This window comes from Pseudomonas sp. GD03903, assembly GCF_029840045.1.
Lineage (GTDB): Bacteria > Pseudomonadota > Gammaproteobacteria > Pseudomonadales > Pseudomonadaceae > Pseudomonas > Pseudomonas pseudonitroreducens.
This window is the reverse complement of record NZ_JAOCBT010000002.1, coordinates 368,559-384,043: the sequence shown is the minus strand read 5'-3', so window position 1 is coordinate 384,043 and position 15,485 is coordinate 368,559. Positions and strand designations below refer to the sequence as shown.

16 protein-coding genes are annotated in these 15,485 nt (G+C 65.6%); 7 read left to right on the top strand and 9 right to left on the bottom strand.

Features of this window, described 5'->3' with window-relative positions; translation table 11 throughout:
- Positions 1 to 22 precede the first annotated feature (22 nt).
- On the bottom strand, positions 23 to 817 hold the full coding sequence (locus N5C91_RS04440; RefSeq protein WP_279828106.1) for a lysophospholipid acyltransferase family protein: 795 nt from the start codon (positions 815 to 817) through the stop codon (positions 23 to 25).
- Positions 818 to 896: 79 nt separating this feature from the next.
- Here N5C91_RS04440 and N5C91_RS04435 point away from each other — a divergent pair, with 79 nt between their 5' ends.
- The 4 genes from N5C91_RS04435 (at position 897) to N5C91_RS04420 (ending at position 4,645) form a co-directional block, all read left to right on the top strand.
- Positions 897 to 1,751: a sulfurtransferase gene (locus tag N5C91_RS04435; protein ID WP_236171448.1), complete on the top strand. Its 855-nt coding sequence runs from the start codon at positions 897 to 899 to the stop codon at positions 1,749 to 1,751.
- 115 nt (positions 1,752 to 1,866) lie between these two features.
- Entirely contained in the window at positions 1,867 to 2,520 is a 654-nt protein-coding gene (locus N5C91_RS04430) for a tetratricopeptide repeat protein (RefSeq protein WP_236171449.1), read from the top strand.
- 182 nt (positions 2,521 to 2,702) lie between these two features.
- Positions 2,703 to 3,182 (top strand): hypothetical protein, encoded by a 480-nt coding sequence (locus N5C91_RS04425; RefSeq protein WP_236171450.1) that lies wholly within the window; start codon positions 2,703 to 2,705, stop codon positions 3,180 to 3,182.
- Between the two features lie 185 nt (positions 3,183 to 3,367).
- A complete protein-coding gene (locus tag N5C91_RS04420; RefSeq protein WP_236171451.1) occupies positions 3,368 to 4,645 on the top strand; it encodes an outer membrane protein transport protein in 1,278 nt (425 codons plus the stop codon).
- A gap of 86 nt (positions 4,646 to 4,731) precedes the next feature.
- Here the strand turns inward: N5C91_RS04420 and N5C91_RS04415 are convergent, their stop codons facing one another.
- On the bottom strand, positions 4,732 to 5,301 hold the full coding sequence (locus N5C91_RS04415; protein WP_279828101.1) for a MarR family transcriptional regulator: 570 nt from the start codon (positions 5,299 to 5,301) through the stop codon (positions 4,732 to 4,734).
- A gap of 114 nt (positions 5,302 to 5,415) precedes the next feature.
- Between N5C91_RS04415 and N5C91_RS04410 the strand changes: the two genes are divergently transcribed.
- A complete protein-coding gene (locus N5C91_RS04410; RefSeq protein ID WP_236171453.1) occupies positions 5,416 to 5,640 on the top strand; it encodes a thioredoxin family protein in 225 nt (74 codons plus the stop codon).
- 9 nt (positions 5,641 to 5,649) lie between these two features.
- Positions 5,650 to 5,931 (top strand): Rho-binding antiterminator, encoded by a 282-nt coding sequence (locus N5C91_RS04405; protein WP_236171454.1) that lies wholly within the window; start codon positions 5,650 to 5,652, stop codon positions 5,929 to 5,931.
- A gap of 15 nt (positions 5,932 to 5,946) precedes the next feature.
- Here the strand turns inward: N5C91_RS04405 and N5C91_RS04400 are convergent, their stop codons facing one another.
- Positions 5,947 to 6,486: a DUF2058 domain-containing protein gene (locus N5C91_RS04400; protein WP_054908697.1), complete on the bottom strand. Its 540-nt coding sequence runs from the start codon at positions 6,484 to 6,486 to the stop codon at positions 5,947 to 5,949.
- A gap of 161 nt (positions 6,487 to 6,647) precedes the next feature.
- On the opposite strand from N5C91_RS04400, the gene N5C91_RS04395 reads away from it, so the two are divergent.
- Positions 6,648 to 7,580, top strand: a complete 933-nt coding sequence (locus N5C91_RS04395; protein ID WP_236171455.1) for an aspartyl/asparaginyl beta-hydroxylase domain-containing protein — start codon at positions 6,648 to 6,650, stop codon at positions 7,578 to 7,580.
- Between the two features lie 186 nt (positions 7,581 to 7,766).
- On the opposite strand, the gene mazG is transcribed toward N5C91_RS04395, so the two are convergent.
- The 6 genes from mazG to N5C91_RS04365 all read right to left on the bottom strand — a co-directional run bounded on the left by mazG (position 7,767) and on the right by N5C91_RS04365 (position 15,384).
- Positions 7,767 to 8,600 (bottom strand): nucleoside triphosphate pyrophosphohydrolase, encoded by an 834-nt coding sequence (gene mazG, locus N5C91_RS04390; RefSeq protein WP_279828096.1) that lies wholly within the window; start codon positions 8,598 to 8,600, stop codon positions 7,767 to 7,769.
- Positions 8,593 to 10,851, bottom strand: coding sequence for a GTP diphosphokinase (gene relA / locus N5C91_RS04385; protein ID WP_236171457.1), 2,259 nt, complete (start codon positions 10,849 to 10,851; stop codon positions 8,593 to 8,595). Before relA ends, mazG begins: the two co-directional genes overlap by 8 nt.
- A gap of 89 nt (positions 10,852 to 10,940) precedes the next feature.
- Complete coding sequence (gene rlmD, locus N5C91_RS04380; RefSeq protein WP_279828094.1) at positions 10,941 to 12,311, bottom strand: 23S rRNA (uracil(1939)-C(5))-methyltransferase RlmD; 1,371 nt, start codon at positions 12,309 to 12,311, stop codon at positions 10,941 to 10,943.
- A complete protein-coding gene (cysM, locus tag N5C91_RS04375) occupies positions 12,311 to 13,210 on the bottom strand; it encodes a cysteine synthase CysM (RefSeq protein WP_236171459.1) in 900 nt (299 codons plus the stop codon). The genes rlmD and cysM overlap by 1 nt, the downstream gene beginning before the upstream one ends.
- A 114-nt stretch (positions 13,211 to 13,324) precedes the next feature.
- Positions 13,325 to 14,671: a sensor histidine kinase gene (locus N5C91_RS04370; RefSeq protein ID WP_279828092.1), complete on the bottom strand. Its 1,347-nt coding sequence runs from the start codon at positions 14,669 to 14,671 to the stop codon at positions 13,325 to 13,327.
- Between the two features lie 2 nt (positions 14,672 to 14,673).
- Positions 14,674 to 15,384: a response regulator transcription factor gene (locus N5C91_RS04365; RefSeq protein WP_279828091.1), complete on the bottom strand. Its 711-nt coding sequence runs from the start codon at positions 15,382 to 15,384 to the stop codon at positions 14,674 to 14,676.
- Positions 15,385 to 15,485 lie beyond the last annotated feature (101 nt).

The window sequence follows — 15,485 nt, the reverse complement described above, 5'->3', positions numbered from 1 at the left end:
GGGCAGCAGCCCGATTGACGCCTCAAGCCGGCGCCTGCTCCTCACGGACCGGCGCCGGCACGGGGTGCGCGGAAGGCTCCAGCAGCTCCAGCATGCGCCCGCGTACCTCGCTCATCAGCGCATCGACACCGCGCTCGGTGAAATCGGTGGAATCGATCGGCGCGCCGACATGCACTTCCACCGGCATCCCGAGATTCAGCTTGAGGCCGCCGGCCGGCAGCAGTTGCTGGATGCCGCGAATCGCCACCGGGACGATGATCGCGTCGGTCTGCTGGGCCAGGCGGAAGCAGCCCTTCTTGAACGGCTGCAGCCTGCCATCCCTGGAGCGCGTGCCCTCGGGAGCGGCCCAGAGCACGATGCCGCTCTCCATCATCTGCCGCGCCCTGGCCAGGTCGGCCATGGCCTGGTGGCGGTTGTGCCGGTCGATGGATGGGAACTCCGCCGCGCGCATGGCCGCGCCCCACACCGGCACGGCGAACAGCTCGCGCTTGGCGAGCATGCGGATCGAGCCGGGCATGGTCACGAAAATCGCCGGAATATCGTAGAAGCTGGAATGGGTGCAGAGGATCATGTAGCGGCGGCCATCGCCGAAGTCCGGTACCTCGCCATGGCGGCTCAGGCGCGCTCCGGTCAGGCGCAGCAGGCTGCCGGACCAGTCGCGGGTGAAGCCGTCAACCTTGGCACGGCGCAGCCGGCCGATGGCGCCCAGCACCAGGACCCGGACGCTGTAGCCCAGGGTGATCAGAACGGTCGCCAGCCCCACCAGGGCGACGCGCAGCGGGCCCGCCTTGCGCGGTGCCGATTGCCGGTTGTGCATGTTCGCCAACTCCCCCCAACTTTTCATCGTACAAGCCTTATGATGCGCCTCAGCCCCGTCACGACACAGGAACGCGCCCATGACTCAAGCCCGCCTGCTCACGCCCGAGCAACTGGCCGCCCGCCTCGATGACCCGAATCTCGTCCTGCTCGACTGCCGCTTCGCCCTCGAAGACCCCGCCTACGGCGCGCGCAGCTATCAGGAGAACCACATCCCCGGCGCACACTTCGCCGACCTCAACCGGGACCTCTCCGCCCCGGTGATTCCCGGGGTCACCGGTCGTCATCCGCTACCCGACCCGCAGCACCTGCTGGAGCATCTGCGCGCCTGGGGGCTGAACGCCGACAGCGAAGTGGTGCTGTATGACGACGGTCCCGGCGCCTTCGCCGCCCGCGCCTGGTGGCTGCTGCTCTGGCTGGGCAAGAGCGAGGGTGTGTACCTGCTCGACGGCGGTCTGACCGCCTGGCGCAACGCCGGCCTGCGCCTGACCACCGCCGAAACGCCGCTGCGCCCCGGCGACTTCAAGGGCGAGCCGGACAACAGCCTGCTGATCAGCGCCAGCGAACTGGCCAGCAAGCTCGGCAACGCCGAACTGCCACTGATCGACGCCCGCGGACTGCCGCGCTTCCGTGGCGAGGTCGAACCCATCGATCCGGTCGCCGGGCACATCCCCGGCGCCCAGTGCGCGGCCTTCACCGACAACCTCGGCAACGACGGCCGCTTCCTGCGCCCCGAGCACCTGCACCAGCGTTTCGCCGGCCTGCTGCGCGGACGCCCGGCCGAGGACCTGGTGGCCTACTGCGGCTCCGGCGTCACCGCCTGCCACAACCTGTTCGCCCTGAGCCTGGCGGGCTATCCGATGGGGCGCCTGTACGCCGGGTCCTGGAGCGAATGGATCACCGATACCCGCCGCCCGGTGGCCAAGGGCGACTGATCTCCCCGCTCTGGCGGAAAAAACGGAAGGCGCTTCACACCAGCGCCTTCCGTTCCTATGGATAGGTGTCAGGGCATCGGTCAGACTCGTGCCCAGTCTTCAAAGGAGTGATCCCATGCCTTCGTGCATCCGCCAAACCCTGCTCGCCAGCCTGCTGCTCGGCCTGTGCAGCGCCGCCCCGGCCTACGCCGCCTCGCTGGAAGCGACGCCCTGCGAAATCCAGGACCAATGGTCCGACCTCTATGGCGAGGACCTGGTGAAGGCCGCCAAGGCCGGCCACGCCAGCGCCCAGTACACACTCGGCCTGGAGTATGACTCCGGCAGCGACGAGTACGACCAGGACTACGAGAAAGCCGCCTACTGGTACGAGAAAGCTGCCAAACAAGGGCATGCCTGCGCGCAGTACAACCTCGGCAACGCCTACGACAACGGTGACGGCGTGGAGCAGGACTCGGCCAAGGCGGTGTACTGGTACCAGAAGGCCGTCGACCAGGGCGACAAGGATGCCCAGTTCAACCTCGCGATCATGTACGAGAACGGCACCGGCGTGACCCGCAGCTACAAGAAGGCCTTCGCCCTTTATCTGCTGTCGGCCAAGCAGGGCGACGTGGATGCCGAGTTCCAGGTCGCGGAGAGCTATGCCAAGGGCCGCGGCGTGGCGAAAAACCCGGCACAGGCCCGTGCCTGGTACCAGAAGGCGGCGGACCAGGGCCATGAAGAGGCGGAGGAAAAGCTCTCTGCGATGCCGGAGTTACCACCGAGCATCTAATCGCCAGGAGGAATATGAAGGAAAGCCGCGCCGACGAAACGATTTAAAAACAGTCCTTTACATCATCTTCATCGCACTACACTTCAACTCGAGCGGCTAAGTCCGCTTCCGGCGGGGCCGAGGATAATCATCAGAAGCTGCCAAGACGCCCAGCCCCGCCGGTCATTGATGACGAGGATGTCATGGGAATCGCCGCGAACGATCTTTGCCAGTACGTGATCCGCCCCACCCTGCAGTATCTGGGGCGTCACAGTGTCGCGGCCGAATCGCTGCTGCTGGGGGCAGCGGCCTGTCAGTCGGCGCTGGGGAGCGCCCTCGATGACAGCCATGGCCACGGGCTGTATCGCATTGGTGAACAGCGGCACCAGACGCTCTGGGACGGATTCCTGGCGCTGGACCCGGAGCTGGCCAGCCGCGTGCGAGGGCTGGCCAGCCAGCATGCCTTCCTCGACGCGCCGCACCTGGAACTGACGGTCAACCTGCGCTACAGCACGGCCATCGCCTGGATGCTGGTGGAGGCTGAGCATCTACCAGTGCCGCTGACCGACGACCCCATGGAACTGGCCCGTGTCTGGCGCCGGGTTTTCCATCCTCACGGGCGCCTCCACGACTTTGTCGACGCCTGGCACAGCTACGTCGGCAATTTCAGCCGGGTCGCCTGAAAATTCCTCGTATCGATAGTGACCAATCGGTCAGAAAATATTTACATACAGCGACGAACGGACATCAATCAGTTGGAACGCTCGTTTGAGCCCCGAAGCCCAAGGTAGAGCGCCTGCCGACCACTACCCAAGACCCGGGAATCTTGGTAGCTTGCGCGCCGATAAACACAGGAGTTGCTCTTACAATGAAAACAACATGGCTCAAGACCACACTAGCCCTGACCATTAGCGCCGCCTCTGCCCAAGTCCTCGCCAACGGCATCGCGATCAACGAACAAAGCGCCAGTGGCGCCGGCACCGCCTACGCGGGCCGAGCCTCCTCCGCACTGGACGCCAGCACCATCTACGGCAACCCTGCCGGCATGTCCAAGCTCAAGCGCACCGAGATCAGCGGCGGCCTGGCCGTGGTCTCGGCCAAGGACGACATCAGCAGCGCGCACAGCTCGGCCACCGGCTCCAACAAGGGCGACTCCGTACCGCTGGCTGCCGTACCGTTCGGCTACATCGCCACTCCGCTGGATGACAAGGTCAGCGTCGGCCTGGGCATCTACGTGCCCTACGGCATCATCAACGACTACGAAGGCAGCTTCCAGGGCCGTTCCCACGGTTCCTACAGCAAGGTCCAGGTGATCACCGTCCAGCCGACCATCAGCTACAAGTTCAACGACGTGGTTGCCGTCGGCTTCGGCCCGACCATCAACCGCATCGACGGCAAGCTGGAGAACGACCTGGCCACCAAGGGCCTGTTCGGCGCGCCGAACGACACCGAAATCAGCATCAAGGGTGACGACACCGCTGCTGGCTTCAACGTCGGCATCCTGGTGACCCCGACCGAAAGCACCTCCCTCGGCGCGACCTACCACTCCAAGGTCAAGTACGAGCTCAAGGGCCACACCACCGTTTCCAACTCCCCGATGGGTCTGTTCGACTCGCGCATGGATGCCAGCCTGGACATCACCCTGCCCGAGTCCCTCGACCTGTCCGTCACCCAGAAACTGGATGACCGCTGGACCGTCTACGGTGGCACCACCTGGACGCGCTGGAGCCGTCTGAAGTCCATCGAAGTGCAGAACACCGGCGCCCCGCTGGCCGCCTTCGACACCATCGGTGAGGACCTGAGCTGGCACGACACCTGGTCCGCCGCGATCGGTACCTCCTACCAGGTCAACGACCAGTGGGTCCTGCGTACCGGCTTCGCCTACGATCCGTCGCCGACCACCAACGAGCACCGTACCGTGCGTATCCCGGTGGGCGATCGCAAGATCTTCACCCTGGGTGCCGGCTACTCGCCCAACGCCGACATGACCTTCGACGTCGCCTACGCCTACCTGTGGGAATCCACTGCCGGCGTGAACCAGCCCGATGGTCAGGAACTGGCAGGCCTGCAACTGCAGCCGGCCTACAGTGCCAAGTACGACAACAGCGCCCACGGCCTGACCGCGCAGATGACCTATCGCTTCTGATAGCGCCACTGCGTAACGAAAAAGCCGGGCTGATGCCCGGCTTTTTCATTTCCGACGCGCCCCCCCGCAAAGACGGACGTTTCGGCTCAGGCCGCTTCCTCAGGTGCGGCGTGCTCGCGGCAGATCAGCTCGCCTTCGCGCGCTTCCAGCCGCTCTCCCGTCAGCCCGCAAAGCGCGCCGTCATCCAGCTTCTGGTGGAAACGACAGGTGCGGCACAGGCCGAAGCCCGGCACGTTCTCCTGGCGCTGCACGGTTACCAGGAGCTCCTGCAGCAGTTCGACCAGCAACTCGCCACGCTCTCCCAGCGACTCTTCGGCGCGGCGCAGGAACGCCGGCGGCACCAGTGCATCGAGCAGTCCCCTGCCCTCCCGAGTCAGCTCCAGGTGCACGCTGCGGCGATCCTGCGCATCCGGGCGTTTCGCGATCAGCCCCTTGGCTTCCAGCGCCTTGAGCGACTGCGAGACCGTGCCCTTGGTCAGCCCAAGAAAGTCCGTCACCCCCAGCGGCGTATTCGAATAGCGGTTGCAGCGCGCCAGGTAGTTCAGCGCGCTCAGCTGGATCGGCTGCAGATCGGCCATCAGCGGCTGCTCGCGCGCCCAGGCGCGCATCAGGCTGGCGATGCGTTCCAGGTAGTCGTAAAGGGTCGTATCGGGCATGGGCTAATCCTCTCGATAGATAGTATCGATCAAAAACCAGTTTGACAGAAGATTCTTTTACGCCTCAGACTGAACTGGTATCGAATCGATACTTAACTGATCAGGAGAAGGATCATGAGCAAAGCCGTTTACTACCATGCCGGTTGCCCTGTCTGTGTAGAAGCCGAACGAGCGCTGTTGCCATTGCTGAACCGCGAAGTCGAAGTCGTGCACCTGGGCGAGCAGGCGCCGCGCGTGGCCGAGGCCGAGGCAGCCGGGGTGAAATCGGTGCCTGCGCTGGTGGTCGATGGGCAGGTGCTGCACCTGAACTTCGGCGCCTCCCTGGCCGACCTCAAGTAAGGCCGGGGCATGAGCGACTACCAGCCATTGCACTGCGATCTCCATGACTATCTGGAGATCGCCTGCCTTTACCGCTACTGGCTGCGTATCGAGTTGCGTGATGGCCTGGTGTTCGATGCCCAGGCCTTCACCACGCAAACGCGAAGAAACGCGTGCGGAGTTCTGGAGGAGTTTCTGGAGGTGCGGGTGGACGGTGCCAGCCGGGAGCTCCGGCTGGACCGTCTGCGCGCCATTACGCCGTTGTCGGCGCAGGCGCGGTTTGCAAGGGTGGAGCTGGATGCGCCCGGCTGAGCGAGCGCAACGACGTCACCACATGAGGTCGTCGGGCACCACGTAATCCTTGTACGGATCGTTCTCGTCCGGCTCGCCACTGGGCTCGCTGAGGACGATGATGCGGCGCTCGTCGCGCTCCTGGATGCGCAGCGCGGCATCGCGCGGCACGATCTCGTAGCGCCCGTCATAGCTGACGATTGCCAGGCTGCCACGGCTGAGCTTGTCGCGGATCAGATCGTTGACCGCAATACGCTTGACCTTCTTGTTGTCGACGAAGTTGTAGTAGTCGTCCGACTCCAGCTTCGGCAGGCGCGTGCCCTCGATCAATTGCTTGATCTGTGCGGCCTTGGCCTTCTTTTCGGATTTTTCCTGCTGCTGGCGATTCAGCTCGGCGTCACGGGCCTGCTTCTCGGCCTGGGCCTGCAAGGCTGCCTGGCGCTGGCTGTCGTCCTTGGCTACCTGGTTCTTGTGCTCCAGGCGCTGCTGCTTCTGTTTCTGCTTGCCGGCCTGCTTGGCCTGCTTCTCGTTGACCAGCCCGGCTTTCAGCAACTGATCACGCAATGACATGCTCATGAATCAAGGCTCTCCAACAGCCCAATCGATGCCGGACAAATCCCAGACCAACGCATAGGTGCTGCGGGACTGTCCTCAGGGGGTATAATCCTCGGGCCTGTGCCGGCGCAGCGCAAGTGCCTGGCTCGAATTCACTCAACTGGAGCGGACTCGTTACCTCCATGCTGAAGCTCATCGTTCTCGCGATACTGGCCATTTTCCTCATCGCCATCCTCTACGTGCACCTGCGCGGCAAGGTGCGTCTACCCTTCCTCCGCCAGGTGGTGAACCACTCGGCCTGGTTCGCCCCGTACAACTCATTGATGTACCTGAACTCCAGCGTGCCGTCCAAGCCGTACCTGGACCGCGAGCGCTTCCCCGAACTCGACAAGCTGCGCGACAACTGGCAGATGATCCGCGAGGAAGCCGAAAAGCTGTTCGACGAGGGCTATATCCGCGACGCCCTGAACAACAACGAGGCCGGCTTCGGCTCCTTCTTCAAGAAGGGCTGGACGCGCTTCTACCTGACCTGGTACGACGGCCCCCTGCCCTCGGCGCAACAGCTGTGCCCGAAGACCGTGGAGCTGGTGAGCAGCATTCCCAACGTCAAGGGTGCGATGTTCACCCGCCTGCCGCCGCGCAGCCACCTGAACAAGCACCGCGACCCCTACGGCGGCTCGCTGCGCTACCACCTGGGGCTGGCGACGCCGAACTCCGATGACTGCCGCATTTTCGTCGACGGCCAGCCCTACGCCTGGCGCGACGGCCAGGACGTAATGTTCGACGAGACCTTCGTCCACTGGGTGAAGAACGAAACCGACGAGTCGCGGCTGATCCTCTTCTGCGATATCGAGCGCCCACTCAAGTCGCCGCTGCTGACCCGCATCAACCGTCGCGTCAGTGCCTTCCTCGGCCGCGCCACGGCGCCGCAGAATGTCGAGGGCGAGCGCGTCGGCGGGATCAACCAGGCCTATTCGGTGCTGATCCGCTTCGGCAACGCCGTGGGTAGCAAGGTGAAGGTGTTCAAGCGCGCCTATCCCAAGGCCTACCGCATCGGCCGGCCAGTGTTGGCGGTGGTGCTGCTGGTGCTGATTCTGCGCTGGCTGTTCGGCTGACGAGCAGGCACGACGCGCCGACGGCATCCTGTAGGAGCGAGCTTGCTCGCGAACAGATTTTCCGGCGGCGTCGGGCCGTCAAGCGGTTCGCGAGCAAGAACTGGGCGTCCCCCTCGCTCCTACCAATAGCAAAAGCCCCGCGATTGCGGGGCTTTTTCATGGGCACCAATTCAACGGTGGCAATACTTATCCACAACTGAGCGGATTCTTCTCGTCGCGCTTGGCGGCGCCCCACAGTTCATCCATCTCTTCCAGGTTGCTGTCTTCCAGCGTACGCCCCTGGTCGCGCAGGGCCGTCTCGATGTAGCGGAAGCGCCGTTCGAACTTGGCATTGGCGGCGCGCAGTGCGGTTTCCGGGTCGACCTTGAGCTTGCGCGCCAGGTTGACCACCACGAACAGCAGGTCGCCCACCTCTTCCGCCTGGGCCTCGGTGTCGCCACCGGCCATGGCTTCGAGTACCTCGTCCAGCTCCTCGCGAACCTTGTCTACCACCGGCAGCGCATCGGCCCAGTCGAAGCCGACCTGGGAGGCGCGCTTCTGCAACTTGGCCGCGCGGCTCAGCGCCGGTAGCGCGCTGGGCACGTCGTCCAGCAGCGACAACTGCACCGGTTCGGCGGCCTTGGCAGCCCGCTCCTCGGCCTTGAGTTCTTCCCAACGCTGCTTGACCGCCGCTTCCTCCAGCTTCGCCGGGTCCGGTTCGCCGTACAGGTCGCCATCGGGGAACACATGGGGATGGCGGCGAATCAGCTTGCTGGTAATGCCGTCGACCACCGCGTCGAATTCGAAGCGTCCCTCTTCCCGTGCCAGCTGCGCGTAGTAGACGACCTGGAACAGCAGGTCGCCGAGTTCCTCGCGCAGGTGGTCGAAATCGCCACGCTCGATGGCGTCGGCGACTTCGTAGGCCTCCTCGAGGGTGTACGGGACGATGCTCGCGTAGCTCTGATTGAGGTCCCAGGGGCAGCCGTGCTGCGGGTCGCGCAGGCGGGCCATCAGGTACAGCAGGTCTTCGAGCTTATGCATCCTTGGCACCTGCGCGGTCGCGGCGCGCCTCGATGATGTTGGGCAGCTGGGAGATGCGCGCCAGCAGGCGTCCCAGGGAATCCAGACCAGGAATCTCGATGGTCAGGCGCATGATCGCGGTGTTGTCTTCCTTGTCCGAACGGGTGTTCACCGCCAGCACGTTGATGCGTTCGTTGAGCAGCATCTGCGAGACGTCGCGCAGTAGGCCGGAGCGGTCGTAGGCGCGAATGACGATATCCACCGGGTAGGTGCTGACCGGCACCGGCCCCCAGCTGACCTGGATGATCCGTTCCGGCTCGCGCCCCGCCAGTTGCAGCGCGGTGGCGCAGTCCTGACGGTGAATGGTCACGCCGCGGCCGAGGGTGATGTAGCCGACGATCGGGTCGCCCGGCAGCGGCTGGCAGCAGCCGGCCATCTGCGTGAGCAGGTTGCCGACGCCCTGGATCTGGATGTCGCCACGCTTGCCATGACCGATCTTGCTCGGCTTGCGCGGAATGAGTTCGAGCTGTTCGGTACCGCGCTCGGGCTCGACCAGTTGCTGCGCGTAGTTGACCACGTGGGCCAGGCGCAGGTCGCCGGCGCCCAGCGCGGCGAAGAGGTCTTCACCGGTCTTGTAGTTGGCCTTCTCGGCGAGCTTCTCGAAGTCCACCGGTGGCAACGCCAGGCGGCCCAGTTCGCGCTCGAGCATGGCCTTGCCGGCGGCTACGTTCTGGTCGCGCGCCTGCAACTTGAACCAGTGGACGATCTTCGCCCGCGCTCGCGAGGTGGTGACGTAGCCCAGGTTCTGGTTCAGCCAGTCACGGCTCGGCCCGCTCTGCTTGCCGGTGATGATTTCCACCTGCTCGCCGGTCTGCAGGCTGTAGTTCAGCGGCACGATGCGGCCGTTGATCTTGGCGCCGCGGCAGTTGTGCCCGACCTCGGTATGCACGCGGTAGGCGAAGTCCAGCGGCGTGGAGCCCTTGGGCAAGTCGATGGCGTGGCCGTCGGGGGTGAAGACGTAGACCCGGTCGGGCTCGATATCCACCCGCAGCTGTTCGGCCAGGCCGCCGATATCGCCCAGTTCCTCGTGCCACTCGAGCACCTGACGCAGCCAGGAAATCTTCTCTTCGTAGTGGTTGGAGCTGGCCTTGACGTCGGTGCCCTTGTAACGCCAGTGCGCACAGACGCCCAGTTCGGCTTCCTCGTGCATGGCGTGAGTGCGGATCTGCACTTCCAGCACCTTGCCCTCGGGGCCGATCACCGCGGTGTGCAGCGAGCGATAGCCGTTTTCCTTGGGGTTGGCGATGTAGTCGTCGAATTCCTTGGGGATGTGCCGCCACAGGGTGTGCACGATGCCCAGCGCGGTGTAGCAGTCGCGCATTTCCGGCACCAGCACGCGCACCGCGCGCACGTCGTAGATCTGGCTGAAATCCAGGCCCTTGCGCTGCATCTTCCGCCAGATGGAATAGATATGCTTGGCGCGGCCGGACAGGTCCGCCTTGATGCCGGTGGCGGCCAGGGCGTCCTTGAGCTGCTGCATCACGGTGGCGATGTACTGCTCGCGGTCCAGCCGGCGCTCGTGCAGCAGCTTGGCGATCTGCTTGTACTGGTCGGGTTCCAGGTAGCGGAAGGACAGGTCCTCCAGCTCCCACTTGATGTGGCCGATACCCAGGCGATGGGCCAGCGGAGCGTAGATGTCGAACACCTCGCGGGCGACACGCATGCGCTTTTCTTCGTCGCCGTTCTTCACCGCGCGGATCGCGCAGGTGCGCTCGGCAAGCTTGATCAGCGCGACGCGCACGTCGTCGACCATGGCCACCAGCATCTTGCGCAGGTTCTCGATCTGCGCCTGGGTGCCGAGCACCAGGGACTGCCGGGGGCTGAGGCTGGTACTGATCGCGGCCATGCGCAGCACGCCTTCGATCAGCTTGGCGACGACAGGGCCGAAGCGCTGCGCCACGTCTTCCAGCTTGACCTTGCCCTCACGCACGCCACGGTAGATCACCGCGGCGACCAGGGATTCCTGGTCGAGCTTGAGGTCCGCCAGGATCTCGGCGATCTCCAGGCCCGTCTGGAAGCTGGAGGTGCCGTCTGCCCAGGTGTTGTCAGCCGTGCTGACAGCCCTGTCTTCCACCTCGCGAGCGAACTCGCAGGCTTCCAGCAGGACCTGGCGATCCAGGCCCGGGACCAGGGTCTGGACATGGTCCAGCCAGGCCTCGAGATTGATGCTGCCGTCGGTGTTGACCGGCTGGTGCGCTCTCACCTGTACCATCGTGTCTACCCTTCCCCACGGTGCGCCACAACACACCGCTCACTGCGCCGGCCTTTCTTGCTTGAGCCGGTCGGATTGCGCAGGCCTTCCTAGCCTGCCTCGAACAAAGCCATGGCCTCGACATGGGCCGTCTGCGGGAACATGTCGAGGATGCCGGCGCGTTTCAGGCGATAGCCCTGTCGGGCCAGTTCACCCGCGTCGCGCGCCAGGGTCGCCGGATTGCAGGACACATAGAGTACCCGCTCCGCGCCCAGTGAACGCATCTGCCGTGCCGGCTCGAAGGCTCCGTCACGCGGAGGGTCGAGCAGTACGGCGGTGAAATCCTCCGCCGCCCAGGAGGCGTCGGCAAGCGGTTTCGTCAGGTCCGCCTGGTGGAACCGAGTATTTCCCAGCCCGTTGGCAGCGGCATTGGCGGCGGCGCGCGCGACCATGGTCTGCACACCTTCCACGCCCACCACCTCGCGCACCTGGCGCGCCAGCGGCAGGGCGAAGTTACCCAGGCCACAGAACAGGTCCAGTACGCGCTCATCGCTGCCTGGCTTCAGCCAGTCGAGCGCCTGGGCGACCATCGCCTCGTTCACCGGCTCGTTCACCTGGACGAAGTCGCCGGGGCGATAGGCCAGGGTCAGATTCCAGGCTTCGAGCCGGAAGCCGAGCTCGCGGTTCCCACTGTTTTCTGCACCGTCGGAGCAGAGCGTCGGTTCGCCGTCACCCTGCAACCACAACTGCACATCCCGTGCCGAACAGAATTCCAGCAGTCGCCCGCGATCGCTATCGGACAAAGGTTCGATATGCCGCAGCAGCAGCGCGCTGGAAGTGCCGTGGAACAGCTCGACATGGCCGAGGCTCTGCGGCTTGGCGAAACCACGCAGCAGCTCGGGTAGCTCACGAGCGAGCACCTGCAATTCCGGCACCAGCACCAGGCAGTCGTCGAAGGCGACAATGGCCTGGCTGGCGGCGGCGCGGAAACCGACGTCCAGGCGCTTGGCCTTCACGTCCCAGCGCACGGCGAGACGGGCGCGGCGACGGTAGCCGAATTCCGGCCCGACCAGTGGCGCAGCCCATTCTTGCGGGACCAGGCTGGAGAAGCGCTCCAGTTGCTCGGCCAGGGTACGCTGCTTGAGCGCCAACTGATCGGCGTGGGACAGGTGCTGCAGGCTGCAGCCGCCGCAGGTGCCGGCGACCGGGCAAGGCTCGGCGCGGCGATTGGCGGCGGCGGTGAGGATGCGTTCGCTACGGGCGTCGACGATCTGCGCGCGAGCGGACAGCACGCGGGCCTCCACCACCTCGCCCGGCAGAGCGTTGTCGACGAACCAGGTGCGCCCGTCGATATGGGCGATGCCGCGGCCGTCGTGGGCCAGGCGCTCGATGTTCAGGCGCTGCTTCTTGCCCACCGGTACTGCAGGGCTGCGCGCTCCACCGCTGGGCTGGAAGCGCAGGCCGGATCTCTGCTTGGCCATCAGTTGGAGTCGAACACGCCCGAGGACAGGTAACGGTCGCCACGGTCGCAGATGATCGCCACCAGGGTCGCGTTCTCCAGCTCGCGGGACAGACGCAGCATGGCGGCCACCGCACCACCGGACGACACGCCGCAGAAGATGCCCTCTTCACGGGCCAGGCGACGCATCACGTCCTCGGCTTCGCTCTGCTGCATGTCGACAACGCGGTCGACGCGGGTCGCGTCGAAGATTTTCGGCAGGTATTCCTGCGGCCAGCGGCGGATGCCGGGGATGGCCGAGCCTTCCATCGGCTGCAGGCCGACGATCTGCACGTTGGGGTTCTGCTCCTTGAGGTAGCGCGACACGCCCATGATGGTGCCGGTGGTGCCCATGGAGCTGACGAAATGGGTGATCTCACCGCCGGTCTGCTGCCAGATTTCCGGGCCGGTGGAGTGGTAGTGGGCAATCGGGTTGTCGCCGTTGGCGAACTGGTCGAGCACCTTGCCCTGGCCTTCGCGCGCCATCTGGTCGGCGAGGTCGCGGGCGCCTTCCATGCCCTGTTCCTTGGTCACCAGGATCAGCTCGGCGCCGTAGGCGGTCATGGCGGCCTTGCGCTCGGCGGTGGAGTTGTCGGGCATGATCAGGATCATGCGGTAGCCCTTGATCGCCGCCGCCATCGCCAGGGCGATGCCGGTGTTGCCGGAGGTGGCCTCGATCAGCGTGTCGCCGGGCTTGATGTCGCCGCGCAGTTCGGCGCGGGCGATCATCGACAGCGCCGGGCGATCCTTCACCGAACCCGCGGGGTTGTTGCCCTCGAGCTTCACCAGCAGGGTGTTGGAAGTTTCCCCGGCCAGGCGCTGCAGGCGCACCAGCGGGGTATGGCCGACGCAATCGGCGATAGTCGGGTACTGCACGGTCATGGAAGCACTCGGATCTGGAACAGGGCGCCCTATGATACCGGCAAAAGCGGCCCCGCCATACGAAACTTCCTAACAAGCCATGTTTCCGCAGGACAGGCCGCCGCCTGGACGCTGTCAGGCCGCCGCCGCGTCCGGCAGGCGCAGGTGTACACGCAGGCCCGCATCGGCGCAGTCCGCCCAGAGCTCGCCACCCTGCATGCGCAGCGAACTGCGAGCGATGCTCAGGCCCAGGCCGAAGCCTTCGCCGGTGCGCGCATCGGAGAGCCGGGTGAACGGCAGGAAGATGCGTTCCAGGTCACTTTGCGCCACACCCGGGCCATCGTCCTCCAGCCACAGGTGCCAGCCGCCGGACTCGCGCCGGCCGCCCAGGCGGATCCGGCCGTTTTCCGGCGAATGGCGGATAGCGTTGCGCAGCAGGTTTTCCAGCGCCTGGGCCAGACCGTTGAGGTGGCCGCGCACGCGACAGTCCGCCGGCACCTGATAAAGGAAGCGCTCGGCACTCCAGCCCGCCTCGAAGCGCGCATCGTCCACCAGCAGCTCCCACAGCGAGCGCAGGTCGATCTCTTCCAGTTCCAGGCGCGGGCGCTCGGTATCCAGCCAGGCCAGCTCCAGGGTATCGGCGACCAGGCGCTGCATCACGTCGACCTCGCGCTCCACGCGCTGGCGCAGCGCGGCTTCGCTGATCGGGCTGTCCCCAGCCACCCGCAGGCGGCTGAGCGGCGTGCGCAGCTCGTGGGACAGGTCGCGCAGCAGCTGGCGTTGCAGGCCGACATGCCCGCGCAGGCGCTCGGCCATGTGGTCCAGCGCGCGGCCCAGCTCGCCGAGTTCGTCGCGGCGAGCGACCAGTTCCGGGCCGGCGACCGAGCCAAGATTATCCGCCTGCAGGGCATTGGCGTGTTCGCGCAGGCGTTTCAACGGACGCACCAGGCGCCGGTAGATCAACCCGCAGAGCAGCAGCGCGAGGATCGTCGGCACCAGCGCATGGCTGATGGACTGACGCAGGAAGGTCAAGCCACCGGGCTGGAAACGCTGCGGCAGTTGCACCACCAGCCGGCCGGCAGCCGGCTCGTCCGGAAAGGGGATGCCGATGTACGGCAGCGTCACCGAACGCGAGCTTACCGGCCAGTCCAGCCCGCGCTGGAAGGTCAGGTGCGCCACGTCCGCCATCGGCAGTGGCTGCGTGCCCAGCGACTGCAGGCGGGCATCGACCACGACCATCCACACCGGCTCGCGCAGTTTCATCTGCGCCAGCCAGGCATCGACGCCCGCCGGGCCGCCGGCACGCCAGGCCTGCTGCGCCTCGTCGGCATAGCCCGCCAGCACCTGCCGCGCCGCCTCGGAGAGGTTGTAGCTGTCGCGCTCCATCTGCTTGCCCCAGTTCCAGGACAGCCAGATCACCGACAGGCAGAGCACCACCAGAGCAACAGCGAGCTTCCAGAACAGCGAATGACGGCCGGGCATGCTCAGTCCTCGGCCTCGGCGAACACATAGCCCTTGCCCCACACCGTGTGCAGTTGGTGGCGTACGTAGCCGATGGCCTGGAGCTTGCGGCGCAGGTGGCTGACGTGCATGTCGAGGCTGCGGTCGTGGGCAGTGAAGGCACGGTGCAGCACGTGCTGATAAAGGAAGGGCTTGCTCAGCGTCTCGCCCTGGCTGCCGAGGAAGGTTTCCAGCAGGCGGTACTCGGTGCCGGTCAGCCCGGCCCACTGACCATCGAGGCCGACGTCGTCCCTCTGCGGGTCCAGTTGCAGACCGGTCGGGGCCGCATTCAGCGACTGGTTGCCGCGTTCCAGGGCCACGCGGCGCAGCACCGCGTCCACCCGCACGCTCAGCTCGGCAAGGCTGAAAGGCTTGGGCAGATAGTCGTCGGCACCCTGGGAAAATCCGGCGATGCGGTCCTGTTCGGCACCCAGGGCCGACATCAGGATCACCGGCACCGCGCGCTCGCGGCGCAAGGTGCGGAGGATATCCAGGCCGCCAGTGCCCGGCAGCATGATGTCCATCAGCACCAGGTCATAGTCGCCGCCGCGCGCCTGGGCCAGGCCTTCGTCGCCATCCTGGCACCAGGTGACCTCGAAGCCACGTTCGCTCAGGTGGGAAGACAGGTGGGCGCCCAGGGTCGGGTCGTCCTCGATGGTCAGCAAGCGCAGGCCGGACGAAGCTATGGCGTTCATATCAAATAAGAGTGATTAGCAATTGCGTGAAGTATTCACGATTCCACGCATCCTCGGCAAGGCAAAGGGCTTCCGGCGCAGGTCCGAACCGCTACACTGCC